This window comes from Streptomyces sp. HM190 (assembly GCF_009857135.1).
GTDB classification, from domain to species: domain Bacteria; phylum Actinomycetota; class Actinomycetes; order Streptomycetales; family Streptomycetaceae; genus Streptomyces; species Streptomyces heilongjiangensis.
Window position 1 is genome coordinate 3,261,482 of the sequence record NZ_CP047318.1, and the last position, 24,337, is coordinate 3,285,818.

Annotated in this window: 21 protein-coding genes and 1 pseudogene; 12 read left to right on the forward strand and 10 right to left on the reverse strand. The window is 70.0% G+C overall.

The genetic code is table 11. The annotated features are described in order from the left end of the window. Positions 1 to 71 precede the first annotated feature (71 nt). Positions 72 to 860, reverse strand: coding sequence for a class E sortase (locus GSY65_RS13690; RefSeq protein WP_159767828.1), 789 nt, complete (start codon positions 858 to 860; stop codon positions 72 to 74). 400 nt (positions 861 to 1,260) lie between these two features. Here GSY65_RS13690 and GSY65_RS13695 point away from each other — a divergent pair, with 400 nt between their 5' ends. The 3 genes from GSY65_RS13695 to GSY65_RS13705 all read left to right on the forward strand — a co-directional run bounded on the left by GSY65_RS13695 (position 1,261) and on the right by GSY65_RS13705 (position 7,255). Then, the gene (locus tag GSY65_RS13695) at positions 1,261 to 2,736 is read left to right on the forward strand and encodes a beta-1,6-galactanase (RefSeq protein WP_159775918.1); all 1,476 of its coding nucleotides are present in this window, start codon (positions 1,261 to 1,263) and stop codon (positions 2,734 to 2,736) included. 131 nt (positions 2,737 to 2,867) lie between these two features. Beyond that, the gene (locus GSY65_RS13700; protein WP_159767831.1) at positions 2,868 to 3,884 is read left to right on the forward strand and encodes an SEC-C domain-containing protein; all 1,017 of its coding nucleotides are present in this window, start codon (positions 2,868 to 2,870) and stop codon (positions 3,882 to 3,884) included. Positions 3,885 to 4,174: 290 nt separating this feature from the next. Continuing rightward, on the forward strand, positions 4,175 to 7,255 hold the full coding sequence (locus tag GSY65_RS13705) for a DUF3427 domain-containing protein (RefSeq protein WP_201452789.1): 3,081 nt from the start codon (positions 4,175 to 4,177) through the stop codon (positions 7,253 to 7,255). 84 nt (positions 7,256 to 7,339) lie between these two features. Here GSY65_RS13705 and GSY65_RS13710 read toward each other — a convergent pair whose 3' ends face one another. After that, a complete protein-coding gene (locus GSY65_RS13710; protein ID WP_159767834.1) occupies positions 7,340 to 7,996 on the reverse strand; it encodes an ATP-binding protein in 657 nt (218 codons plus the stop codon). Between the two features lie 203 nt (positions 7,997 to 8,199). Between GSY65_RS13710 and GSY65_RS13715 the strand changes: the two genes are divergently transcribed. From GSY65_RS13715 to GSY65_RS13730, 4 genes are all read left to right on the forward strand, one after another. Further along, on the forward strand, positions 8,200 to 9,045 hold the full coding sequence (locus GSY65_RS13715) for a helix-turn-helix domain-containing protein (protein ID WP_159767837.1): 846 nt from the start codon (positions 8,200 to 8,202) through the stop codon (positions 9,043 to 9,045). After that, complete coding sequence (locus tag GSY65_RS13720) at positions 9,045 to 9,239, forward strand: DUF397 domain-containing protein (protein ID WP_159767840.1); 195 nt, start codon at positions 9,045 to 9,047, stop codon at positions 9,237 to 9,239. Before GSY65_RS13715 ends, GSY65_RS13720 begins: the two co-directional genes overlap by 1 nt. Before the next feature lie 132 nt (positions 9,240 to 9,371). Beyond that, the gene (locus GSY65_RS13725) at positions 9,372 to 9,614 is read left to right on the forward strand and encodes a hypothetical protein (protein WP_201452532.1); all 243 of its coding nucleotides are present in this window, start codon (positions 9,372 to 9,374) and stop codon (positions 9,612 to 9,614) included. Between the two features lie 9 nt (positions 9,615 to 9,623). Then, positions 9,624 to 10,169: a class IV adenylate cyclase gene (locus tag GSY65_RS13730; protein ID WP_159767843.1), complete on the forward strand. Its 546-nt coding sequence runs from the start codon at positions 9,624 to 9,626 to the stop codon at positions 10,167 to 10,169. A 21-nt stretch (positions 10,170 to 10,190) separates the two neighbouring features. On the opposite strand, the gene GSY65_RS13735 is transcribed toward GSY65_RS13730, so the two are convergent. After that, positions 10,191 to 10,853, reverse strand: a complete 663-nt coding sequence (locus GSY65_RS13735; protein WP_159767846.1) for a lysophospholipid acyltransferase family protein — start codon at positions 10,851 to 10,853, stop codon at positions 10,191 to 10,193. A gap of 180 nt (positions 10,854 to 11,033) precedes the next feature. Here GSY65_RS13735 and GSY65_RS13740 point away from each other — a divergent pair, with 180 nt between their 5' ends. Continuing rightward, positions 11,034 to 11,426, forward strand: a complete 393-nt coding sequence (locus GSY65_RS13740; RefSeq protein WP_159767849.1) for a VOC family protein — start codon at positions 11,034 to 11,036, stop codon at positions 11,424 to 11,426. Positions 11,427 to 11,701: 275 nt separating this feature from the next. Here GSY65_RS13740 and GSY65_RS13745 read toward each other — a convergent pair whose 3' ends face one another. Then, entirely contained in the window at positions 11,702 to 12,124 is a 423-nt protein-coding gene (locus GSY65_RS13745) for an Hsp20/alpha crystallin family protein (protein ID WP_159767851.1), read from the reverse strand. Positions 12,125 to 12,308: 184 nt separating this feature from the next. On the opposite strand from GSY65_RS13745, the gene GSY65_RS13750 reads away from it, so the two are divergent. Both GSY65_RS13750 and GSY65_RS13755 read left to right on the forward strand, forming a co-directional pair. Continuing rightward, positions 12,309 to 12,611, forward strand: a complete 303-nt coding sequence (locus GSY65_RS13750) for a hypothetical protein (protein ID WP_159767853.1) — start codon at positions 12,309 to 12,311, stop codon at positions 12,609 to 12,611. Positions 12,612 to 12,999: 388 nt separating this feature from the next. Beyond that, positions 13,000 to 13,500 carry a levansucrase gene (locus GSY65_RS13755; protein ID WP_159767855.1) on the forward strand — a complete coding sequence of 167 codons (501 nt, stop codon included), beginning with the start codon at positions 13,000 to 13,002 and terminating at the stop codon, positions 13,498 to 13,500. A 5-nt stretch (positions 13,501 to 13,505) separates the two neighbouring features. Here GSY65_RS13755 and GSY65_RS13760 read toward each other — a convergent pair. After that, positions 13,506 to 13,820 (reverse strand): annotated as a pseudogene (locus tag GSY65_RS13760) (MFS transporter); the annotation flags it as partial. Between the two features lie 150 nt (positions 13,821 to 13,970). Next, entirely contained in the window at positions 13,971 to 15,386 is a 1,416-nt protein-coding gene (locus tag GSY65_RS13765; protein WP_443043219.1) for a DUF445 domain-containing protein, read from the reverse strand. 230 nt (positions 15,387 to 15,616) lie between these two features. On the opposite strand from GSY65_RS13765, the gene GSY65_RS13770 reads away from it, so the two are divergent. After that, a complete protein-coding gene (locus GSY65_RS13770; protein ID WP_159767859.1) occupies positions 15,617 to 16,972 on the forward strand; it encodes an SGNH/GDSL hydrolase family protein in 1,356 nt (451 codons plus the stop codon). Positions 16,973 to 17,159: 187 nt separating this feature from the next. Here GSY65_RS13770 and GSY65_RS13775 read toward each other — a convergent pair whose 3' ends face one another. From GSY65_RS13775 to GSY65_RS13790, 4 genes are read right to left on the reverse strand one after another with little or no spacing between them, the layout of a single operon-like run. Then, on the reverse strand, positions 17,160 to 17,879 hold the full coding sequence (locus tag GSY65_RS13775; protein WP_159767861.1) for a DUF1707 SHOCT-like domain-containing protein: 720 nt from the start codon (positions 17,877 to 17,879) through the stop codon (positions 17,160 to 17,162). Between the two features lie 33 nt (positions 17,880 to 17,912). Beyond that, a complete protein-coding gene (locus GSY65_RS13780; RefSeq protein WP_159767863.1) occupies positions 17,913 to 18,905 on the reverse strand; it encodes an ABC transporter ATP-binding protein in 993 nt (330 codons plus the stop codon). Between the two features lie 6 nt (positions 18,906 to 18,911). Further along, entirely contained in the window at positions 18,912 to 19,793 is an 882-nt protein-coding gene (locus GSY65_RS13785) for an ABC transporter permease (RefSeq protein WP_159767865.1), read from the reverse strand. After that, complete coding sequence (locus GSY65_RS13790) at positions 19,786 to 20,586, reverse strand: ABC transporter permease (protein WP_159767867.1); 801 nt, start codon at positions 20,584 to 20,586, stop codon at positions 19,786 to 19,788. Before GSY65_RS13790 ends, GSY65_RS13785 begins: the two co-directional genes overlap by 8 nt. 1,129 nt (positions 20,587 to 21,715) lie before the next feature. Between GSY65_RS13790 and GSY65_RS13795 the strand changes: the two genes are divergently transcribed. After that, positions 21,716 to 24,247 (forward strand): transglycosylase domain-containing protein, encoded by a 2,532-nt coding sequence (locus GSY65_RS13795; RefSeq protein WP_443043291.1) that lies wholly within the window; start codon positions 21,716 to 21,718, stop codon positions 24,245 to 24,247. Positions 24,248 to 24,337 lie beyond the last annotated feature (90 nt).

A 24,337-nucleotide genomic window follows, 5' to 3' on the forward strand; every position in this document is an offset into this window, starting at 1 on the left:
GTTTATACAGGACGCCCCCACCGGCCGCCCCGGAGCTCTCCGCCTCCGCCCCCTCCGCCTCCGCCCCCCCTTCACCGGAGGCGGACGGACCGGAGCTTGCCCCAGACCACGAGCCGGTACGTGGAGGTGTACGCGGGCGTGCAGGTGGTGAGCGTGAGGTAGTGGCCGGGTGCGTCGTACCCGTACGCCGGCAGCACACCGCTGCGCGGCACGGGGCGCAGGACGCCCCCGTCGCCGGGCGTGGTGCGGGGGAGCGTCCGGTCGACGACGTACGTGTAGACGGCGTCGCGGGTCTCGATCCGTACCGCGTCGCCGCGGTCCAGCCGGTCGAGGTGGCGGAAGGGCTCGCCGTGGGTGTTGCGGTGCCCGGCGAGCGCGACGTTCCCGGGCCGTCCGGGCTGGGCGGTCCGCGGGTAGTGGCCGACGTAGCCGCGGTCGAGGACGTCGGCGCGCCCGGTCCCCTCGGCGACGGGTAGGCGGAGCCCGAGGCGGGGTACGGCGAGGACGGCGTAGACCTGGGCGGGGCGGGGCCGGGCGGGGTCCGGGGCGCCGCCCTCGGGAGCGGAGGGCGGGGAAGGGGCGGAGGGGCGTGCGGGTGCCGTGTCGAGCCCCGGCGCCGTGGGGCCGGTGAGCGGCGCCGACCCGTCCGCGGCCCCGGCGGCCCACTCCCTCTCCAACGCGGCGACCTCGCGCCGCGCGGCCTCCTGGGCCTCCCGGTTGGTCCACCACAGCTGGTGGACGACGAAGAGGAGGAGGACCAGGCCGAGGGTGACGGCGAGTTCGGCGGCGGTCCAGAGCGCGCGGGCGTACGCGGCCCGTCGGCGCCGGCCGCGGTGGTGGACGACCCGGGGTGTCCTCACGGCGGGAACGATAAGGCGGCTCCCACGAAGTGAACAGGGGAGCCGCCGCGCGAACGGAACGATCCACGCCAGGCCCCGCACCGAGGCGGGCTCCCACTTCGCGGTCGCGCGTCCACGCAACCGCGCAACCGAACGGCCACGGACGGTCACAGACGGCAGGGCTTTTATCTGCCCTTCTCACAACCGTTGAAAGAAATCGCAGAAAGCGCTGTCAGAAGTCTCGACAACCTCAGGGTCCACCCCTGACTCTTCCGATGGCCCTCCTGCGTCTCTCCACCTCCCCCGGGGTCTCCCCACCCCGGCACCCCGCAACCCCGGAGTTGACATGAACGCTTCCTCACCGGCACCGCAGAACCCCAGGAACGCCCAGCGCCCCGAGCCACGCACCTCCGCCTCCCCGGTGCTGGGCCGCAGAGCCCTGCTGGCCGCGGCCGGCGGGGCGGTCGTGGGCACCGCCCTCGCCACCGGCACCGCCCACGCGGACGCGACCGTCGCGATCGACCCGGCGACGAAGTACGGCACCTGGGAGGGCTGGGGCACCTCGCTCGCCTGGTGGGCGAACGTGTTCGGCGCGCGGGACGACTTCGCCGACCTGTGGTTCACGACGAGGACGACGACGTACAACGGGACGGCGCTGCCGGGCCTCGGCATGAACATCGCCCGTTACAACCTGGGCGCGTGCAGCTGGAACTCGGTGAACGGCGAGTCGATGGTCGTATCGCCGAACATCCCCGCGTTCAAGCAGATCGAGGGCTACTGGCAGGACTGGAACAACGAGGACCCGGCGTCCTCGGCCTGGGACTGGACGGCGGACGCGAACCAGCGGGCGGCGCTCACCAAGGCGGTCGCCCGCGGCGCGACCACCGAGCTGTTCGCGAACTCGCCGATGTGGTGGATGTGCAGCAACCACAACCCGTCGGGCGCCTCGGGCGGCGGCAACAACCTCCAGACGTGGAACTACCGCCAGCACGTCTCCCACCTGGCGGCGGTCGCCCTGCGCGCGAAGAACAACTGGGGCGTGAACTTCGCGACGGTCGACCCCTTCAACGAGCCGGCGTCGACGTGGTGGACGGCCACCGGCACCCAGGAGGGCTGCCACATGGACCCGGCCGTCCAGGCCGCCGTACTGCCGTACATGCGCAGCGAGTTGGACAAGCGGGGCCTGCAGTCGGTCCGTGTCTCCGCGTCCGACGAGACGAACTACGACACGGCCCGCTCGACCTGGAACTCCTTCAACGCCACGACGAAGGGCCTGGTCAGCCAGGTGAACGTGCACGGCTACCAGGGCGCCAACGGCCGCCGCGACCTCCTCTACACGGACGTCGTGACGACCGCGGGCAAGAAGCTGTGGAACTCGGAGACGGGCGACAGCGACGGCACGGGCTGGACCCTCGCCCGCAACCTCTGCTACGACTTCCGCTGGCTGCACCCGACGGCCTGGGTCTACTGGCAGGTGATGGACCCGACGGCGGGCTGGGGCATGATCAAGTACGACGCGAACACACTCCAGCCAGGCGCGATCGAGACGAAGTACTACGTGATGGCGCAGTTCAGCCGCCACATCCGCCCGGGGATGACGATCCTGGACGCGGGCTCCAGCTACACGGCGGCGGCGTACGACGCGGCAGCCCGCCGCCTGGTGATCGTCGCGATCAACACCGCCACGTCCGCCCAGACCCTCACGTTCGACCTCTCCCGCTTCACGACGGTGACGGGCGGCACGAACGGCCTGGTCCCCCGCTGGAACACCCACACCTCGGGCGGCACCGACCGCTACCGCGCCTACTCCGACACCCGTCTGAACGGCAAGTCGGTGGCGGTCCCGTTCGCGGCGGGCGCGGTACAGACACTGCAGATCGACGGGGTGACGATCTAGCGGAGTGGGGCGTTGCGGGCCGGGGCACGAACCGCGAGATCCACACCCCGGCACGCACCCCACCCACAACCGGTCACAAGCACCGCGCACCACACCCCCGTGGGCCTTCCCTGGGCAGTACGGTGTCGTCCATGCGCCCCGACACGCCTGCCGAGAACGTCGACCACCCCGCCGAGGCGGCCCGCCTGGAGCGGACCGCGGACCTCTACCCGGAGGACGCGGAACACCTCCTCATCCAGGCCGCCGCCCACCGCGAACTCGCCGGCGACCGCCCCACGGCGACCGCCCTCTACGACCGCCTGCTCGCCTCCGCCACCCCCCTGGAGAACCCCCACCTCGTCCGCGCCCTGAAGGCGTCGAACCTCTGGGAGTACGGCCACGAGGCCGAGGCGAGGGCGATCATCGACGGCATCCGGGCGGCCGCTCCCCGGGACCCGGCACCCTGGGTGATCGTGGCGGAGGCGCTGGAGGCCCACGACGAGCTGGGGGCGGCAGAGGACACGTTCACGACGGCCGCGCGGCTCCTGCTGACGGACGTGGCGGAGCCCCCGTACGCGACCCGCCCGCTCCTCTTCGGCCGCCACCGGGTGCGCCGCATGCTGGGCGCCCCGCACGACGACTGGGACGCCCTGGCGGACACCCTCCACTCGTCGTCGGTCTCCCTGGACGAGCTGCACGACCCGAAACGGGTCTGGTCCCTCGGCTCGGACAACCCGGCGGAACTCCAGGCGGAGATCTCCCGCCTGCGCGCGGAGTTGGGCGCGCACCGGGAGGCCCTGTCGCGCCCGTTCCCGGTGGCGGTGCTCCACTGGCCGGCGGCCGAGCTGACGGAACTGGTGGGGGCGTACCCGGGCCTCCTCGCGGAGTACCCGTCGCACGACGACCACCTGGCGACCATAGAGTCCTCCCTGCGCGAACTGGCGTCGTCCGGCACCCCGAACCTGGGCATCGTGACGGGCACGGTCCCCTCCTACGAGGCGTTCGCGGCATCGGAGGGCTCGTCCCCGGACGACGCGACCCTCCTCCCCCAGTACGCGACAACCCTGGCAGCCCGCGGCCTGGCGGCGGAGTGGCCCCCGCAGAGGGGGAGCGCGTGCTGGTGCGGGTCGGGGCAGGCGTACGAGTCGTGTCACGGCGCCCCGAACTGACCCGACGGGCACCCTGACACGCCACCCCGCCAACTTCCCCCTCGCCCCGATCGGGCCACCCAACCTCCCAAGCCGCCCGCTCGCTTCTCCTCCGCGCCGGAGCGGCCCGCGTCAAGGGTGGCCCGCTGGCCGATCACCGATCGGCTAACGCCGCTTCTCCACCGCTTGTCCGTGGCAGCTGTTACAACAGTGCCGTTGCTAAACGAGCGATCGAGGGAGTCAGCGTGGCTCAGCCGGGGGATCTGTCACAGCCCGTCGCGGGTGTGTACGAGGAGCTCGTCACGCGGCGCATGCAGGCGCAGATGGAGCAGTTGGGCTCGGCCGGTTGGAAGGCCATCGACGCTGACGTCAGTGAAGAATCGTCCCCGCATGTGCTTGCCCGGCACATCGGCCAGGCAATAGGGCGCAAGCTCAGCCAGCTGCCACACAACAAGCGTGTTGCGCTGGCCAACCAGATCATCGGGTCGCTTGCATCCGACGCACCTGAGCAAGACGCCGGTGACGCTGTCGAGCTCATCGCCGACGGCCCTCGCCAGCTCTTGGCGCTGGCCGAGCAAGAGGCTCCCGGCGTCTACGCGATCCGCCCCCTCACTCCACTCTCCGAGACCGCACTCATCACCAACTCCCCTGAGGACCCCAGTCTCGGCAGTGAGTTGCGTGCCGAACTGGCCACAGCAGACCGGATCGATCTGCTCTGCGCCTTCGTGAAGTGGTACGGCCTGCGCGTACTCGAAGATTCGCTCCGCGCGGCAAAGGAACGTGGCGTCCCTATCCGTGTCATCACGACCACCTACATCGGCGCCACCGACCGCCACGCGCTCGACCGTCTCGTCCGTGATTTCGGCGCGGAGGTGAAGGTCAACTACGAGATTCGTTCCACGCGGTTGCATGCGAAGGCATGGCTGTTCCGACGCAACAGCGGATTCGACACGGCGTACGTCGGTAGCTCCAACCTCTCGAAGGCGGCCCTGCTCGACGGGTTGGAGTGGAACGTACGCCTGTCATCGGTTGCCACCCCGGCAGTGCTCAACAAGTTCGAGGCAACCTTCGACGCGTACTGGAACGACAGCGCCTTCGAACTGTATGACCCAGACGCTGACGGTGAGCGCCTCGACCGGGCACTGTCTCAGGCCAGCGGGTCAGGCCCCACGACCGATCTCAAGATCAGCCTGTCAGGGCTTGAAGTCCGCCCCTTCCCGCATCAGCAGGACATGCTGGAACGCCTCCGTGTTGAGCGGGAAATCCGCGGCCGGAACCACAATCTCCTGGTTGCAGCAACCGGGACCGGCAAGACGGTCATGGCAGCCCTGGACTACCGAAACCTGAGAAAGACTCTGGGAAACCGGAATCCGAGGTTGCTGTTCGTAGCCCACCGCAAGGAGATCCTCAAGCAGTCCTTGCGTACGTACCGCGAGGTGCTCGACGACGCCTCATTCGGCGAGCTCCTCTACAGCGGCCAGGATCCGCGCGAGTGGAATCACATCTTCGCCAGCGTCCAGTCGCTCAACCTCCAGCGGCTTGAGCAACTCGCTGCCGATCACTTCGATGTCATCGTGATCGACGAGTTCCATCACGCTACGGCAAGCACGTACCGCCGAGTCATTGAGTACTTCAAGCCGAAGGAGCTCCTGGGCCTCACCGCGACGCCTGAGCGGATGGACGGGCGCAATGTGCAAGACGAGTTCTTCGACGGTCGTATCGCAGCCGAGATGCGACTGTGGGAGGCGCTGGAGAACGATCTCCTGTGTCCCTTCCACTACTTCGGGATTCCTGATGGGACCGACCTGACCAACCTCAGTTGGCAGAAGGGCTCGTACACTGATCGCGACCTCGAAAACATCTATACGGGCAACCACGCCCGCGCCCGCATCGTCATCAAGCAGATCCGCGACAAAGTTTCCAATCCGGGAGCCATGCGGGCTCTTGGCTTCTGTGTGACCAAGCGCCATGCGCACTTCATGGCGGACTTCTTCCGGCAGGCCGGCTTCCGAGCCGTAGCACTCGACAGCGACTCAAGCGCCGCGGATCGGGCGCAGGCTCTGGCCGACCTACGGGACGGCAAGCTTCAGGTGATCTTCTCGGTCGACTTGTTCAACGAGGGCCTCGACATCCCCGATGTCGACACCTTGCTGCTCCTCCGCCCCACCAGCAGCGCGACGGTCTTCCTCCAGCAGTTGGGGCGAGGCTTGCGGCGCACGGAGACGAAACCCGTCCTCACCGTCCTCGACTTCATCGGCCAGCACCGGGCGGAGTTCCGCTTCGAAGAGCAGTTCCGAGCCGTGACGAACCTGTCCCGGAACCGGCTCGTCGACCACATCGAGCTCGACTTCCCACAGCTTCCCTCGGGCTGCCAGATCATCTTGGAAGGTAAGTCCAAGAATCTGGTGCTCGACAACATCCGCTCTCAGATCGGCGCAACCGTCAAGACGTTGGTGAAGGAGGTCAAGGACTACCGGACTCCGCGCCTCGCGGACTATCTCCGTGAGAGTCGCCGAGAAATCAAGGAGCTCTACAAGAGCGACAACTCTTGGACCACCGTTCTCCGGAAGACCGGCGAGATCACTGAACCGGCACCATCTGGGGAAGCGGCACTCCTCAAACGCGTCCACGCCTTTCTGCACGTAGACGACCACGAACGCGCGCAGGCCTATCTTCGCCTCCTTTCCGATGACGCCCCCACGTACGAGAAGCTGCCGCCGACTGATCAAGCGTATGCCCGCATGCTGTTCTTCAATCTCTGGGACAACGCAGGCGGCTTCACCAGTTTCCAGCAGGGGCTTGAATCCCTGCGTTCCCAGCCGGTGTTCCGCGACGAACTACGCCAAGTGCTGTCGTACGTCATGGAACAGTACGGCCATTTCCCGATTCCCCTCTCAGGCCCACACAGCAACATCCCGCTGAAGGTTCACAGCGCCTACAACCGTTCCGAGATACTGGCTGCGCTTGGGGTGGCTCGCTTCGGCGGCCAGATGCCCAGAACCTTCGCGCAAGGCGTGCAGTGGGTGGAGGACATCAAGACCGACGCCTTGCTGATCACCATGGAGAAGAACGAAAAGGACTTCTCCCCTACGGTCCGCTACAAGGACTATGCCTTGAGCCCCACGCTCTTCCATTGGGAATCCCAGAACGCCACCGCCGAGAACTCCCCCACGGGCCTGCGGTATCAGCGACATGCGCAGGAAGGTAGTCACGTTCTACTGTTCATGCGTCGATACAAGGACACCGACATCGGCAAGGCGCACCCCTGGATGCTCCTCGGTCCCGCGACGTACGTGGAGCACACCGGCAGCAAGCCGATGGCGATCACCTGGCGCCTGAAGCACAGGCTTCCGGCCGATGTCTGGACGTACTCGGCGATCACCAGCGGATAGCGCCGCTGCCCACCAGTGATCGCCTACAAGCCCCGGGCACACGGTGAGCCTGCTCAGCAGACTTACCACCGAAGGCGGAGCGTCCTATGCGGACGCCTCCGCCTCGAAGCGGCTCTGGGCCCGATCGAGGATGTCGCCGGCGTCCCGTCCATGGGCTCTCACCCAGTGCAACAGGTCGGTGATCAGAGCGCTCACCGCTTCCTCGGCAATAGCCCTGGTGAGTGCCGTGGGCCTCGCCGCCTGCGGGAGCCTCGCGGTCCCGTACAAAGCGAGGATCGCCTCAGCTCGGGCAACGGGCACTCCACCGGCGTGACCACTGTCGGACGTCAGCCCCGTCGCGAGTTCGCACCACGTCACTTTGTGATCGGCGTGGGGCTGGACGCCCCAACGGTCGGCGACGGCGCCGATCAGTGCCATCCCTCTGCCGGACTCACTCTCAGTTTCGAGGTCCGAGGCCTCGATGAGGGTCGGCATGGATCGAGGGTCAGGATCGTGCACCTCGATCCGTAGACAGGTGCCGTTCATGGAGACGGCAAGTGTGGTGGGGGTTCCGACTCCTACGTGGTTGATGACGTTGGAGACGAGCTCGCTGACACAGAGCTGGGCGGCGTCGATGACCTCATGGAGGCCCCACAGACCCAAATGAAGGCGCATGATCCGCCGGAGGGACGCCACCCCCTCCGGCTCGGCCACGAAGGGCACGTTCCAGGGTTTCCTCGGCACGCCCGCGATGCAGTCCATCGCCCAACTCCTCTGTCCGCAACTACTGTTGCGATCCGCGCTTGATTGCACACAGAGAGTTGCACTGGAACTCTCAAAATGGAACTCTCATCTATGACGGGCGGGAGCACGCTCCTGGCACGCACGCCCCCGGCGCACACCACGTTGCGAGCGCAGTCGAGGAAGCCCCAGGATCTGACGGTTCGACTTGAAAGGCCCGAAGCATGGCAGTAGGCCCCACCACCCGCAGGCGCCAGTTGGGCGCCGATTTACGCCGCCTCCGTGAGCTCAAAGGGCTCACCCTCGAAGAAGCGGGCGCCCGGGTCGGCGTCTCCAAAGCGACCTTGAGCCGCTACGAGACGAAAGAGGGCTCGGTCAAGTGGCCCACCGTGGATGCGCTGTGCCGCGAGTACGACGCGCCGGAAGAGGAACGGCTGGCCCTTGTCGAACTCGCCAAAGCCGCCAAGATCCAAGGCTGGTGGCGATCGCTCGCCGACCCCATCCCCGACTCCATGAACCTCATGCTCACGCTGGAGGACGAGGTGGTACGGGAGGACCACTACGCCTGCATGTTCATTCCAGGCCTGCTCCAGACCCGCGACTACGCCGAGGCCGTCCACCGGTCTTCCGAAAGACAGTGCCCTGAGCGGGAAGTGCAGCACATGGTAGACATCCGCATGAAGCGGCAGGAACTCCTTCAACGGAAAGACCCGCCGCACGTCTGGTGCGTCATCGACGAGGCCGCCATCCGACGAACCGTCGGTGGACCCAAGGTCATGGCCTCTCAACTCCGCCACCTGTTGACCATGGCGAAGCTCCCCCACATCACGGTCCAAGTGCTCCCGTTTACAACGGGCGCTCACGCAGCGGCCGTTGGCAGCTTCCTCATCCTGGCCGGTCAGAAACCCGACCTCGATGTCGTGTACGTAGACCTCATCGGCGGTGGCCTCTTCATGGAAAAGCCTCAGGAACTGGAGCGATATAGGTTGGCGTTCCAGTACCTCAAAGCCCAGGCCCTCGACCTCGAGTCCTCAGCCCAACTGATCCACCGCCTTAGCAAGGAGTCGTAATGCCGATACGGTCCGAGCACCAGTGGTTCAAGTCCTCATATAGCGGGGGCAGCGGGACCGAGTGTGTGGAGGCCGCCTTCGTGCGGGACGGGTGCGCCGTACGAGACAGCAAGGACCTCTCTGGCCCGCGACTATCCTTCAGCTCCGAGGCCTGGGCCGACTTCGTGGGGGCCGTGCGGGATGCCGGGTTCTGAAGGTGCTCCTTCGAGACCACTCGCGCCGTCAGCCCGCCTGAAGCTCCTTGACGACCTGCTCGGCCATGCGCTGCGCCGGTTCGAGCCGTGGGCGCGCGTACGGTCCGAGGTAAGGCCAAGCACATTCGGCAGGTGCGCCTGCCGAAGACCTGTGCGAGTTGCCGCTTCAACAACGCGACCGACTGCCAGAAGGGCTACTACGGGGTCCGCCTCTACCGCGACCCCAAGGGGACCTTCCACGTGGGTGTCTGCATTCAGCGCACGGACCTGTGTCTGCCCTTGGACCAGTTCCTGGAGAGCGCCGTGTGCGGCGAGATCAACAAGGTGCGTGAGCAGGAGTTCCACATCCTGACGCGTAGAGGTCGTCATTTGTGAAGGAGAAGCGTGGCGGAGAACGAGTACGAGGCAAAGTTCCTGAAGATCGACGTGCAGGCCGCTGTCGGCGCGCTGCGAACCGCCGGGGCCGAACAGGTCTTCCCCAAGACCATGTTCACCCGCCTGATCTTCGAGAACGACGCCGTGAAAGGCGAACAGTGGCTGCGGCTGCGGGACGAGGGCGGCAAGACCACGCTCACCTTGAAGCAGGTCACCGACTCCACACACATCAACGGGACCACCGAGATCGAGATCGAGGTCGACGACCTGGCCAAGACAGCGGAGCTGCTCACGGCGCTCGGTCTGCGGCAGGTCCGCTACCAGCAGAACTACCGCGAAGAGTGGAGGCTGAACGGGGTCACCTACGACTTCGACACCTGGCCGGAGCTGGACACCTTCCTGGAGATCGAGAGCTCTTCCGAGGCTGCAGTGCGGGACGCGGTGGCAGCCCTTGGCCTGCACTACGCCCACGCCCGCTTCGGCAGCATCGATCTGATCTACAGGAGCGAACTGGGGCGTGACATCCTCGCTGAGCCGACCCTCCTCTTCTCGTGACGGCGGGCGGGTCCGGCGAAGCTATGCCACAGGCGCCGCCGCCTCCCCCAGCTGCCCCGCTGCTGTCCGCCAGGCAGCCGTGACCGCGCCGTGTGCCTGCTTCGTGTTCGTGGCGTGTTCGCCGGTCAGCGTCAGTGGGGCGCCCACGTGGACGTGGAGGTTCGGGCGGCGGAGTGGGGCCGTGGCGAGGCCGGCCAGTTGCTTGGCCGGGTTGCCCGAGGTGACGCGGCGGGCGCCTGCCTGGCCCACCGGGATGACCGGGGCGCCGGTGCGCCGGGCCAGGCGGGACAAGCCCGTGCGGAACGGGGCCGGGGGCGCTTCGGCCGCGTCCTTGCGGGTGGGGATGCCGCCCTCGGCGTAGATGAGGATCAGGCGGCCCTCCCGCAGCGCGGCTACCGCCGCGTCCAGGGCCTGGGCGGCGCGGGGGTCGTTGCGGTGGACGGGGATGTGGCCCTCGCGGGCCAGGGCGCGGCCCAGCACCGGGATGCGCCACAGGCCCGCCGCCGCCATCACCACCGGGTGCACGCCCAGGCGGTGCAGCGCGGCCAGGACGATGGCCGGGTCCGCGAGCGACGTGTGGTTCGCGGCGATGATGCTGCCCGGTGCGAGCACGGCGTCGGCGTCGGCGGTGACCGTCAGACGTCCTACGGTCGGCACGAGGACGTCGGCGAGGCGGCTGAGCATGCGGGTCTCCCGGACTTGCGCTGCGATGAAAGGTGATCCTCATCTTCGCTGCGGTCACCGTCCGCGGGCCTGAGTGTTCCTACTCAGTCGGCGGGGGTGCGGTACCCATCCGGTCGACCGCGGCGGGGCCCACCTGAATCGAGTGGCGTGCCTCGTCCGGGCTGCGCCAGGCTCACCGGCATGACCTCGGTACTGGAGAACGTGGCGATCGACTGTGCGGACGCCTACGAGTTGGCTCGGTTCTGGAGCGCGGTGACGGGTTGCCCCGTCCATCCCGAAGTGCGGCCGGGTGACCACGAGACGATGGTGATGCTGTCGGAGGGCCCGGTCCTGTACTTCAACCAGGTGCCGGAGCCCAAGACCGTCAAGAACCGGCTCCATCTCTGCCTGCGCCCGACGACGTCGCGCGAGGCGGAGGTCGAGCGGCTGCTGGGTCTCGGAGCGACGTTCGTCGCCGATCACCGGAAGCCGGACGGTGCCGGCTGGGCGGTCCTCGCGGACCCCGAGGGCAATGAGTTCTGCGTCCTTCGCAGCGAGTCCGAGCGCACCACGATGAGCAGGGGCGACTACTGATCGACTGCACCGTCCGAACTGCACCGGCCGAGCTGGACCGGCCGAGCTGGACCGGTCGACTGGCCTGACCCGCCCGACCGCCCGACACGGCTGATCCATCGGGTGGTCGGCGGGGGCGGGGGCGGGGGGCCGCCGCCCCCAGGCAGGCGACGTCCGCTCACCGCAGTGCAGGCCGGGGGCACCGGACGGCCGCGCCGTCCGGTGGCGCGGACCGGTGCCCCCTCGTAGCAGGGCCGGGTCAGGGGCCCGAAGAGCCCCTGGTCGTGCCGGGCCGGTCAGCGGTCGAGCTGGCGTCGGTCGCTGCCGCCGCTGATCTGGATCTTGCGCGGCTTGGCCTTCTCCGCGATCGGGATGCGCAGCGTGAGGACGCCCGCCTCGTAGGAGGCGTCGACGCGTTCGGCGTCGAGGGTGTCGCCGAGGAAGAGCTGGCGGGTGAACGTACCCGTCGGGCGCTCGGCGGCGACCAGTTCGGCTCCGTCGGGGGCCGGGGAGCGGCGCTCCGCGCGGACGTTCAGGACGTTGCGCTCGATGTCGAGGTCGATCGTCTCCGGGTCCACGCCCGGGAGGTCGAAGTGGACGATGAAGTCGTCGCCGGCCCGGTAGGCGTCCATCGGCATGACGGCCGGCCGACTCTCGGTGCCGAACACCTGCTGCGCGAGCCGGTCGAACTCACGGAACGGGTCGGTACGCATGAGCATCACGGGTCACTCCTCTCATCAGGCACTGGATGCGATGCCCGGTGATTTCCTACGCCTTCTTATATAGCCCTCGGGAGGAAAGTTGACAAGCACAGACTCAGCTTCAGCGAGTGGGGTACTAGAAGAGTTAGCCTCGGGACGACAGCGCGCGACAGTCGGCGCTGCGACGACCAGGAGGCGGACGATGGCGAAGGTTCCTGCGGCGGCGGTGGCCGCGAGCGGGCTCATCGGCGGGTACGGGGTGGCCCGCTGGACGAAGAAGCGGCAGCTGGGCGGGGCTGTGCTGGCCGTCGCCGGCGCCGCCGCGGCCCAGCAGTGGCAGCGGGCGGCCGGGGGCAGGGCGGCAGCCGCGCTGACCGCCGGGTACGTCGCCGCGTTCGCCGGGTCGCATCCGCTGGCGAAGAAGGTGGGCGCCTGGCCGGCGGTGTTCGGGGTGGCGGGCACGGTGGCCCTGGCGTCCTGGGTGGTGGCCGACCGCCGGGCATGACACCGAGCGCTCTGAACCGCTGGGCCCGTGGGCCCCTGAGCCCTTGAGCCCCTGAGCCCCTGAGCCCTTGAGCCTCCCCCAAGTTGTGGGTGACGGTGCTGATGATGGTGCGGCCCGGGTCCACGACCGGGGCCTAGTCAGGGCCTGTCGTTTGGATCACGGCTGGGCCGCGGGGCTTGGCGCGCACATCTGCCGCGTTGTCGTCGGTCCCCAACGCTCCGCGTTGAATCCCTCCTCCGCCTTGCAGCTGCACGCGCCATGCGCCGCTCACCGGCGGCCATCAAGGTGCCGTAGCCCGAAGCCGGCGTGATCCGAACGACAGGCCCTGGCACAACCTTGGCCTCACCCCGCCTTCCGCGATCCGGCCACGGCGGGGCATGATCCGGCCATGTATCCACAGCAGTCCGCCTCGCAGTCCTACGTCGCCTCCCTGGGGTCCCGTCTCGCCGCCGACGAATGCCGTACCTGGTGGGAGGACTGGGCCGGAGTGCCGGTACTCGTCGGGCGGCGGGCCGACTTCAAGTGGCGCTGGATGGGGACGAAGCTCCACCTGTTCACCGTGGCGGCGGCCGTTCCGGAGATCACCATCCCGACGATCGCGACGTTCACGGATCAGGTGCTGGCGTACGCGAAGAAGACCAAGGGCGGGCTGCCGGCCGGTCTGCAGAACGGGGTCGCGGCCTTCCCGGTGCTGGTCAGCGACCGGGTCGATCCGGCGGCCGTACGGTGGGCGGAGGCCGAGCAGCGCAACAAGTGGGCGTGCATGGCCCGGCCGGTCGTGGTGGACAGCGCGCAGCAGTACGTCGGCACGTACCGGGGGACACCGGCGATCGGGCTGGTGTACTCGTCGTACTTCGAGCGCAAGGCGGCGCAGTACTTCTACGGGTGAGCGGCGAGGGCGTTGCGCCCGAAGCGGTCGGTGAGACGGCCGAAGAAGAGGGCGCCCGCGCAGGCGCCCGCCACGGACAGGGCCGCCGCGGCGCCCGTGACCTGCGCGGAGCTGATCGGCAGACCGCTTCCCCGCTCGGAGAGCCGCCCCGCGATGTTGCCGACGACGGTGACCTCCAGGCCGTCGAGGATCCACACCGTGCCGAGTCCGACGACCACCATCCAGTGCCGGCGAGACCAGGGCAGAAGGTCCAGGCGCGCGGGTACGGCGGTGGTGACCGTACCGCCCCCCTGCGGAGACTTCCGTCCGGTGACGGCCACGTGTGCGGCTCCCTCCTCCGTGAGCGAACCGCGGTCGAGTGCCCGGCCGGGCGAGGACTACGCCCCGAAGGGGGACGTCACACACAGGAACCCGCCCCGGCCCGGCGCCCGGCGCGCCGGACCGGTCCCCCGCGCGCCGCCCGGCCGGGGTCACGCCCCCAGCGCCCGCGACACCGTGTAGATCAGCAGCCCCGCCAGTGAGCCCACCACCGTGCCGTTGATGCGGATGAACTGCAGGTCACGGCCGATGTTGGCCTCGATCTTCCGCGTCGTGTGCTCGGGGTCCCAGGCCGCGACCGTGTCGGTGATGAGGGAGGTGATCTCCTTGCGATAGGTGGTGACGACGTGGACGGCCGCGCCCTCGACCCACCGGTCGACCTTGGCCTGCGCCGACGGTTCGGTGGCCATCCGCCGGCCCAGCGACAGCAGTGACGCCCGTACCCGCAGCCGCAGTTCGCTGCGCTCGTCCTCGGCCGCGGACACGACCATGGCGCGGACGGCGGTCCAGGCGGAGGCGATGAGATCCTGGACCTCGCCCCGGTCGAGCACCTCGCCCTTCAGGCGTTCCACCCGCGCCCGGGTGTCGGTGTCGGACTGCAGGTCCCTGGCGAAGTCCGTGAGGAAGCGGTCCAGGGCGCCACGCGCCGGGTGCGTGGGCGAGTCCCTCATCTCGGTGACGAAACGGAGCAGTTCCTTGTAGACGCGCTCGCCGATCCGCTTGTCGACGAAGCGCGGGGTCCAGCCGGGGGCACCGCCCTCGATCGCGTCCATGACCTGGTCGTCGTGGAGGATCAGCCAGTTCTGGGCGCGGGCGCAGATCAGGTCCACGGCCCGCCGGTGGCCGCCGTCGGTGACGATCCGCTCCAGCATCTTCCCCATGCCGGGCCCGATCTCCTGGCTGTTGGCCCGCCGGGTGATGGCCTCCCCGACGACGGCCTGCACGTCGGCGTCGCGCAGCACCGTGAGGGCGCCGCGCATCGCGGTCGCCAGTTCCTCGGTCACCCGGTCGGCGTTCTGCGGCTCGGCGAGCCACGCGCCGAGCCGGGTGCCGATGCCGACGGCGCGCAGCCGCTGCCGTACGACATCCTCGGATAGGAAGTTCTCCCCGACGAACTCACCCAGCGAGACGCCCAGTTGGTCCTTCTTGCGGGGGATGATCGCGGTGTGCGGGATGGGGATGCCGAGGGGGTGCCGGAACAGGGCGGTCACGGCGAACCAGTCCGCCAACGCACCCACCATGCCCGCCTCCGCGGCCGCCGCGACATAGCCCGCCCAGGCCCCGGCGCCCTCGTGGGAGGCCCACTTCGCCAGGACGTACACCACGGCCACGAACAGCAGGAGCCCGGCGGCGGTCAGCTTCATCCGCCGCACGCCCCGCTGCTTCTCCTCGTCGACCGCGCTGAACGTGGTCATCGTGCGATGCGACACAGGGGGCGCGCCCGATCCGCCGCGCGCGTCCGCCGCCGCCCGCGCGCCCGGCGTGGTGTCCGTCACCTGGTTCCCCGGGCCCTCGGGCAGGGAACGCTGTCCCGGGGTGCCGTTCTCTTCCGGTTTCGTACGGTCCATTCACTCCACCCGTTCCTGTCCCCCGTACCCATTGTCCCTTTCTCGTCCCTTTCTCGGTCCCTTGGTGACCTACTGCATGACGTACTCCTGGAACGCGACAGGAGTTCCCCGCGTCTGTCCGGGCGGGGGAACCGACGGGGGTTGTCACCGGCCGCCCCCGCCCCATGCCGCATCATGGAGTGATCACCACGGAGCCTCGGGGCTCCACTGTCCGAGGAGCCACACACCGCATGACCAAGCGTCACGCCGGGGGGGTGGGGGATCCCCCCACGAGGCACGGCGCACTGCTGGCGCTCGTCACGGCCCTGATCGTCACCGTCTCGGCGGCCATCTACGTCGGCGTCGGCATCGACGACGGCAGCCGCCGCCAGAAGACCTTCGCCGGCGCACCGCGCAATTCCGCCGCCCCCGCCTCCACCGGGGTCTGGGTGGGCGCCTGGTCGGCGTCGCCGAGCGGATCCGAACCGGGCACCGAGACCAACGGCCTCGCGGGCCGCTCGGTGCGCAACGTCGTGCACACCGCCGCCGCGGGGACGAGTGCCCGCGTCACGCTGTCCAATCTCTACGGCCAGCAGCCGCTGACCGTCACCCACGCCTCGCTCGCGGTCGCCGCCGCGGTGAACAGCCCGGCGGCAGCGCCCGACACCATGCGCCGGCTCACCTTCGGCGGACGCACGACCGTGGTCATCGCCGCAGGTCAGCAGGTGGTCAGCGATGCCGTACGGATCGCGATCCCGCACGACAGCGACGTGCTGATCACCACCTACTCGCCCACCCCGTCCGGGCCCACGACCTATCACGCGCACGCCCGGCAGATCTCGTACACCGCCGAGGGCGACCAGGCCGCCGACGTCAGCGGGGCGCCGTACACCACGCAGAGCATGCACTGGCGGTACGTCACCGCGCTGGACGTGCTGAGCCGGGAGTCCGAGGGCACCGTCGTGGTTCTCGGCGACTCCCTCACCGACGGCATCACCTCGACCGTCGGGGAGAACCGCCGCTGGACGGACGTCCTCTCGGACCGGCTGCGGGACGCCGCCGGCTCCCCCGACGTGCCCCGCTACACCGTCGTCAACCAGGGCATCAGCGGCAACCAGGTCCTCGCCAACGGGCGGGGACGCCCCGCCGACAACCCCAGCGGCCTGTCCCGCTTCCCGCGCGACGTGCTGGGCCGCACCGGCGTCAAGGCCGTCGTCGTCGACCTGGGCGTCAACGACATCCTGAAGAACCCCGGCCAGGCCGACCCCGAGACGATCGTCGCCGGTCTGCGCGGACTCGTCGACCTGGCGCACGCGCGCGGGCTGCGCGTCGTCGGCGCCACGCTGATGCCGTTCAGCGGCCACCGCGGCTACACCGACCAGCGCGAGTCCGTACGCCAGGCCGTCAACGCCCGCATCCGCTCCGGCAAGGTCTTCGACGCGGTCGTCGACTTCGACAAGGCGCTCCGCGACCCGTACGCCCCCAGCCGGCTGCGCCCCGACTACGACTCGGGCGACCACCTCCACCCGAGCGACAAGGGCTACGAACGGATGGCCCAGGTCTTCGACCTGAAGTCCCTCAAGGGCGCGGTCCCGGCGGACCTGTAGGGCACGGGACCGGCGGACCTGTAGGGCACGGGGCTGACGGACCTGTGGGGCACGGGGCTGAGGGACCTGTGGGGCACGGGACCGGCAGACCCTTGGGGCAGGAACCGGACGGAAGCGCGGGGCGCGGGCCCGTGGAGCGACCGGACCATCCCCGTGCCGCGGGCAGGACGGGGCCGCCCGGGCCGCCTCAGTGGCCCTTGCCGAGTTCGCGGCGGGCCTGCCGGCGCTCCAGACGCTCCTGGCGGCGGGCCTCCTTCAGACGTTGCCGCTCGGCCTTGGGCAGCTTGCGCTCGACACCGACGCCGCCCCAGAAGGCGAACCCGGTGACGACCACGCGAGGGGCGCCCGGCTCGCCCGGTTCGCCCTCCTCGCGGTGGTCGAAGCCACCCATGACGCCGATACCGCGGACGACGACCTCGACGCCGGGCGGCACGATCACGTTGATCCCGCCCATGACGGCCACGCAGTTGATGGTGACCTCGCGCTGCGCGAAGTACGCGTCCCTCAGGTCCAGTTCACCGCCGCCCCAGAACGCGACGCAGTCGAACCGCTCGGGCACCGTCCAGCGGCCCTTGCGCTCGAAGCCGGACAGCACCGCCACACCCCACGTCGACGAGCCCTGCCCGCCGACGATCCGCTCGGCCCAACTCCCGCTCTCCGCGGAACCCTTCACCAAGGACACCGACGGCGGCACCACCGCCCCGGCGCCCGGCAGATCACGGGTGATCGGCGCCAGCTCACCATAGGTGCGCGCCTGGTAGGCGGCGTCCAGCCGCTCCCCGAACTCCTCCATGTCGAGCCGCCCCTCCGCGAGGGCGTCCCGCAACTGCTCGGCGACCCGTTCACGGTCGGCGTCGGAGGCACGGAGGTGCGCGGCGGCCGGCAGGTCCGGGAGATCGTCCGTCATACGGCCCAGCCTACGAGGAACCCCGGCCCCCGGCTACGAGACCGACTGCCCCGCCTCCCCCACCCGCTCCGCCTGCTGCGCGTACATCTGGGCGATCACCGCCTCGATGTCCGGCTCCCGCACCGACAGGTCCACCAGCGGGTACTCCGCCGCGATCCGCGCCACCAGCGGGGCCGCCGACTCCGACGCCGGGAACGCCAGCCACTGCCGGGGGCCCTCCACCCGGACGACACGGGCGGGCGCCGCCTCGATCGGCGGCAGCTCCCGATCCAGGTCGACGACGAGGGTCCGCTCGCCCTCCCCCACCTCGTGCAGCCCCGTCAGCGGACCGTCGTACATCAGCCGGCCGTGGTCGATGACCATCACCCGGCGGCACAACTGCTCGATGTCCTGCAGGTCGTGCGTGGTGAGCAGCACGGTCGTGCCGCGCTCGGTGTTGAGGTCCTTCAGGAACGCGCGGACCTTCGCCTTGCTGATCACGTCGAGCCCGATCGTCGGCTCGTCCAGGTACAGCACCTCGGGATCGTGCAGCAGCGCGGCCGCGATGTCGCCGCGCATGCGCTGACCGAGGGACAGCTGCCGCACGGGCACGTCCAGCAGGTCGCCGAGTTCGAGGAGTTCGACGCAGCGGTCCAGGTTCTCGCGGTAACGGGCGTCGGGGATGCGGTACATGCGGTGCATCAGCCGGTAGGAGTCGACGAGCGGAAGGTCCCACCACAGGGTCGTGCGCTGCCCGAAGACCACCCCGATCCGGCGGGCCAGCCGCGTCCGCTCACGGGACGGGTCGATGCCCGCGACCCGCACCCGGCCGCCGCTCGGGGTCAGGATGCCCGTCAGCATCTTGATGGTGGTGGACTTGCCCGCGCCGTTCGGGCCGATGTAGCCGACCATCTCACCCCGCGACACGGTGAAGGAGATCGCGTCCACGGCCCGCACCTCACGCCGCTCCCGCCGCAGGAAACCGGTCTTCTTCCGGACGTCGAAGACCTTCTCGACGCGGTCGAGTTCGATGAACCGCTCGTTCATGTGTCCCTAACTCCCCGTGCTCCGGTACGAACGCAGTCCCGCCCGCCATGCCGCGCCCGCGAGCAGACAGCAGGCCGCCGCCACCAGCGGCGGCGCGAACGCCAGCCAGTGGGGCACGTCGAGCGGATAGGGGCGGCCCAGGACGTACAGTCCGGGCAGCCAGTTGACGAAGGCCAGCGGCAGCACGAACGTCACCCCGCGCAGCAGGTCCTTGGCGAAGAGGGCCGGCGGGTACTGCAGCAGCGTGGCACCGCCGTACGTGAAGGCGTTCTGCACCTCGGAGGCGTCCTGCGCGACGAACTGGAAGGCCGCGCCCCCGACGAACACCGCCGCGAAGATGACACCGCCGCTGACCACCATCATCGGCAGCGTCAGCACCTTCAGCGGCGTCCAGTCGATGTCCAGCGTGGCCAGCGCGTAGCCGAGGACCAGGGCGCCCTGGGTGACCCGGCCGAGACGCCGCAGCGCGAACTTGTCGGCGGCGACCTGCGCGAGGACCGGAGCGGGCCGGACGAGCAGGGTGTCCAGCGTGCCGTCGCGGACCCGGCGCCCGAGCCGGTCCATGGAGCCGATCATCAGGTCGGCGAGACCGAACGCCATCGCGGACGTACCGTACAGCAGGGCGATCTCGGGCAGGGTGAAGCCGCCCAACTCGTCGACCTGGGAGAACATCAGCAGGATCGCGACGAAGTCGAGGGCGGTGGCGGCGAAGTTGCCGAAGGCCGTCATCACGAAGGAGGCGCGGTACGCCATCGTGGAGCGGATCCACATGGCGGCGATCATGCGGTAGGCGCGCAGCCCGTCCCGGAGCCTGCGGTACGGACCGTACGCGCCGAACGGGTCGTCCTCCGTGCCCGTCGTCGCCGGGCGCTCGTCGACGTCAGCCACCCTGGACCACCACCTTCCGTGTCGCCGCCGACTGGAGGAGCCGCCCCGCCGCCAGCAGCACGACCGCCCAGCCCGCCTGGAACGCGAACGTGCCCCACACGTCGGCCTCGCCCAGCAGCACGTCGGCGGGCGCCTGGAGCAGCGCGGACCACGGCAGCAGACGGGCCAGGTCCCCGAGGGCGCCGGGGAAGACGTTCAGCGGCAGCAGCATGCCGGAGAAGAAGACACCCGTGAGCCAGGTGATCTGCATCGCTCCGGCGCCGTCGAGGAGCCAGAACGCCCACAGGGCGACGATGTATCGGATCGCGAAGCTGACCAGGACCCCGAGGGCGACCGCGACGAGGCAGGCCAGCCACGGCAGGGCACCGGACGGCAGCGCGAGATCGAAGAAGAGGGCACCGCACAGCATGGGCGCGACACCGCGTCCGAGCAGCTGGAACAGGGCCCGGCCCAGGTCGGCGGCGAGCCACCACAGCTGGAGGTCGGCCGGCCGGTACAGGTCGACCGCGATGTCCCCCGTACGGATCCGCTCGATGAGGTCCTCCTCGAACCCGGCGCTTCCCAGCACCATGACCGCGAACATCGCCTGCCCCACCCACACATAGGTGAGCGCCTGCGCCTGGTCGTAGCCGCCGAGGTGGGGCTTCTCCTGCCAGAGGGCGATGTAGGTGTATGCGAGGATGAAGCCGAAGACGGTGTTGGTGAACACCCCCGCCGCGGTGGCCACCCGATACGTCGCGTACCGCCTGAAGCCACCGGTGGCGACGGCGGCGTACAACCGCCCAGTGCCCACGAGGAAACCCCCATCCGCTGCGAAGAGTCAGGCGAAAGACCGAGGCCGAGGCCGATCCGGGCCGAAGCGCGAAAGCCTAGTCCGCGGCCGGATCGGTGTGCCAGGCGTTTTCGGGCCGGACGGTGGTGCTCCCGGGGCGTACGAGGCGCGTGCCAGTATCCGGGAACGGATCAGCCGGTACGCGTGTCTTCACTCCGGGGCGCAGAACGTGCCCGGAGCGGGCGCAAAGCGTACGAGTCCGTACGGAAATGAACGTACGACGCGGAAACAGGAGCACGGCAGCACGATGAGCGACGAGCCGCAGCCGAAGCGGAACGGTCCGGGCCGAACACCGGGACAACCGGAGCGCCGGACCCCGGGCACGCCCCCGGAGCCCCCGACGACCGGCACCGCGCCCGGCCGCCCTTCCGAGGGACGGCCGGGCCGCCAGGCCGACGGAACGGCGGACGGGCCGACCGGCGAGGCGTCCGACCGGACGTCCGGCGGACGGGCGGGCTCGGACTCGGGATCGGGCACGGGCACGGGCACAGGCACGGGCACAGGGTCGGCTTCTGCCTCGGGTGGACGGCCGGGGCCGGGCTCGGCTTCGGATTCGGGTGGACGGCCGGGCTCGGCTTCGGATTCGGGCGGGCGGCCGGGTACGGCTACCGGCGACGGGGCCGTGGCGGGCGGCGGCAGGGCAGCCGGCTCGGGCTCGGGGGCACCGGCCGGTGGCAGGCCCGGCACCGGCAAGGGCGGTCAGCAGGCCGGTGGACCGGCCGGCCCCGCGAAGGGCGACCCCGCGAAGGGCGGTCCCTCGGGGCGGTCCTCCGACGGCGGCTCCGCCTCGGGGGCCCAGGGGCGTGAGACCGGGCAGCGGAGCGGCACGCCCGGCGGGGGCAAGTCGCTCTCGCCGAGCGGCGCGACGACGTCCGCCGGCGCGGCGGCGCGGACCTCCGGCGGGACGGGTACCCCGGAGAGCGCTGCCGAGCTGACCATGCCGTTGAGCGTCACCCGCCCCAGGAAGTCCGGTCCGGGGACGCCGGGCGGCAAGCCCGGCGCGGCCGGAGCAGGCGCGTCCGGCGCCGCGGCGGCCGCCCGCTCGACGGGTGGCCCGGCGACGGGTGGCCCGGCGGCGGGTGACGCCGAGATGACCATGACCCTGGGTGTCACGCGCGCGGGCGCGAAGCCCGGCGGCAAGCGGCCCGGCGGCACGACGACGGCCGGAGCGGCGGGGGCGGCCGGCGCGGCGGCAGCCGCCGGATCGGCTTCGGCGGCCGGCGGGGGCGCGGCGACCGCCGTCGTTCCCGCGGTCGCGGCCGCCGACGTGCCCGACGTCACCCCGGCCGGCGGCGGCAAGGGCAAGAAGCCGAAGCGGCCCAAACGGACCGGGTGGCGGCGGCTGTTCCCGACCTGGCGCATGGTGCTCAGCAGCTTCGTGATCGTGACCATGCTGATCATCGGCGCCTTCGTGCTGGGCTACAACCTGGTCCACATCCCCAAGCCGCAGGAACTCGCCACCAAGCAGAGCAACGTCTACCTGTACGCGGACGGCACCCAGATCGCCCGCGACGGCGAGGTCAACCGCGAGAACGTGCCCCTGTCGAAGGTCTCCAAGGCCGCCCAGCACGCCGTACTGGCCGCCGAGGACCGCGACTTCTACTCCGAGCCGGCCATCGACCCCAAGGCGATGATCCGCGCCGCCTGGAACACCGCGAGCGGCAAGGGCAAGCAGTCCGGCTCGACGATCACCCAGCAGTACGTGAAGAACTACTACCTGGCCCAGGACCAGACCGTCACCCGCAAGGTGAAGGAGTTCTTCATCGCGATCAAGCTGGACCGCGAGGTCACCAAGGACGAGATCCTGGAGGGCTACCTCAACACCAGCTTCTTCGGCCGCAACGCCTACGGCATCCAGGCCGCGGCCCAGGCCTACTACGGCGTCGACGCCGACGAACTCTCCGCCGAGCAGGGCGCCTACCTCGCCGCGCTCGTCAACGCGCCGAGCATGTACGACGTCGTCGCCCACCCGGAGAACAAGGGCGCGGCCGTCGCCCGCTGGAACTACGTCCTCGACGGCATGGTCAAGGAGGGCTGGCTCAAGCAGTCCGAGCGCGCCGGCATGAAGTTCGACATGCCGAAGCAGACCACCACGTCCACCGCCTTCTCCGGGCAGCGCGGCTACCTGGTCGAGGCCATCAAGTCGTACCTCATCGAGCACAAGATCATCGACGAGGAGGCGCTGGAGAACGGCGGTGGCTACCGCATCACCACCACCATCCAGCCCAAGATGCAGGACGCGTTCATCAAGGCCGTCGACGACAACCTGATGGACAAGCTCGACAAGAAGAACCGCAAGGTCGACAACTACGTCCGCGCCGGCGGTGCCTCCATCGACCCGAAGACCGGCAAGGTCATCGCGATGTACGGCGGCATCGACTACCTCAAGCAGTACGTCAACAACGCCACCCGGCGCGACTACCAGGTCGGTTCGACGTTCAAGCCGTTCGTGTTCACCGCCGCCGTGGAGAACAACTCCAACACCCAGTCCGGCCAGGCGATCACCCCGAACACCGTCTACGACGGCTCCAGCGAGCGCCCCGTCGTCGGCTGGCCCGGCGAGCGGTACGCCCCCGAGAACGAGGACTACGTCGACTACGGCAACATCACCGTCCGCCAGGCCACCGACAAGTCCGTGAACTCGGTGTACGCGCAGATGGCCGTCGACGTCGGCCCCGCGAAGGTCGAGCAGACCGCGATCGACCTGGGCGTGCCGAAGAACACCCCGGACATGAACCCGTACCCGTCGATCGCGCTGGGCACGGCGACCGCGAGCGTGCTCGACATGGCGGAGGCGTACGCCACCCTCGCCAACCACGGCCGGCACGGCACGTACACGATGATCGAGCGGATCACCAAGGACGGCGAGGAGATCAAGCTCCCCTCGACCGACCCGCAGCAGGCCGTCAGCCGTCAGGCCGCCGACACCACCACCTCCGTCCTGCGGAGCGTGGTCCAGGGCGGCACGGCCACCGCGGCGCAGGCGTCCGGCCACCCGGCCGCCGGCAAGACCGGTACGGCCGAGGAGGACAAGGCGGCCTGGTTCGCCGGCTACACCCCCGACCTCGCCACCGTCGTCTCCGTGATGGGCCAGGACCCCAAGACGGGCGTCCACAAGCCGCTGTACGGAGCGATGGGCCTGCAGCGCATCAACGGTGGCGGGGCGCCCACGGAGATCTGGGCGCAGTTCACCAAGGCGGCCCTGAAGGGCAAGAAGGTCAAGGACTTCGACCTGGAGCTCCAGGAGGGCGCGGACGTGGTCGTGGTGCCCCCGAGCACCCCGGCGGACGAGCCGGGCGCCACCGGTGACGAGGAGGACGGCGGCACCACGGGCGGCGAGGAGACCGCGGGCCAGACGGACGGCGGCACCACCGGCGCCCCGACCGACGGGGGCGCCACCACGGGCGGCGGCGACACGACGACGACCGGCGGCGCACCCACCACCGGAGGCGGTACGACGACCGGGGGCGGGACCACCGACGGCGGCGCGGCCACCGGAGGCGGAGGCACCGCGGACGGCGGGGCCACCACCGGGGGCGGCACCACCGACGGCGGCGGGACGACGGACGGCGGCGGAGCGGCCACCGGAGGCGGCACGGCGGAGGGGACGTTCTTCCCGTGACGGCGGGCCGCCGGGGCGGATGACGAACGGGAGGGGGCTGGTGACCGTGGTCACCAGCCCCCTCCCGTGTGCGGCGGGCGTCCGCCGGGG

Excerpts from the sequence above, each read along its gene's own strand:
- GSY65_RS13700 (WP_159767831.1), top strand. The coding sequence starts at position 2,868 with ATGCGCCCCGACACGCCTGCCGAGAACGTCGACCACCCCGCCGAGGCG.
- GSY65_RS13705 (WP_201452789.1), top strand. The coding sequence starts at position 4,175 with ATGCAGGCGCAGATGGAGCAGTTGGGCTCGGCCGGTTGGAAGGCCATC.
- GSY65_RS13710 (WP_159767834.1), bottom strand. The coding sequence starts at position 7,996 with ATGGACTGCATCGCGGGCGTGCCGAGGAAACCCTGGAACGTGCCCTTC.
- GSY65_RS13715 (WP_159767837.1), top strand. The coding sequence starts at position 8,200 with ATGGCAGTAGGCCCCACCACCCGCAGGCGCCAGTTGGGCGCCGATTTA.
- GSY65_RS13720 (WP_159767840.1), top strand. The coding sequence starts at position 9,045 with ATGCCGATACGGTCCGAGCACCAGTGGTTCAAGTCCTCATATAGCGGG.
- GSY65_RS13735 (WP_159767846.1), bottom strand. The coding sequence starts at position 10,853 with ATGCTCAGCCGCCTCGCCGACGTCCTCGTGCCGACCGTAGGACGTCTG.
- GSY65_RS13740 (WP_159767849.1), top strand. The coding sequence starts at position 11,034 with ATGACCTCGGTACTGGAGAACGTGGCGATCGACTGTGCGGACGCCTAC.
- GSY65_RS13745 (WP_159767851.1), bottom strand. The coding sequence starts at position 12,124 with ATGCTCATGCGTACCGACCCGTTCCGTGAGTTCGACCGGCTCGCGCAG.
- GSY65_RS13750 (WP_159767853.1), top strand. The coding sequence starts at position 12,309 with ATGGCGAAGGTTCCTGCGGCGGCGGTGGCCGCGAGCGGGCTCATCGGC.
- GSY65_RS13755 (WP_159767855.1), top strand. The coding sequence starts at position 13,000 with ATGTATCCACAGCAGTCCGCCTCGCAGTCCTACGTCGCCTCCCTGGGG.
- GSY65_RS13765 (WP_443043219.1), bottom strand. The coding sequence starts at position 15,386 with ATGGACCGTACGAAACCGGAAGAGAACGGCACCCCGGGACAGCGTTCC.
- GSY65_RS13770 (WP_159767859.1), top strand. The coding sequence starts at position 15,617 with ATGACCAAGCGTCACGCCGGGGGGGTGGGGGATCCCCCCACGAGGCAC.
- GSY65_RS13775 (WP_159767861.1), bottom strand. The coding sequence starts at position 17,879 with ATGACGGACGATCTCCCGGACCTGCCGGCCGCCGCGCACCTCCGTGCC.
- GSY65_RS13780 (WP_159767863.1), bottom strand. The coding sequence starts at position 18,905 with ATGAACGAGCGGTTCATCGAACTCGACCGCGTCGAGAAGGTCTTCGAC.
- GSY65_RS13795 (WP_443043291.1), top strand. The coding sequence starts at position 21,716 with ATGACCATGACCCTGGGTGTCACGCGCGCGGGCGCGAAGCCCGGCGGC.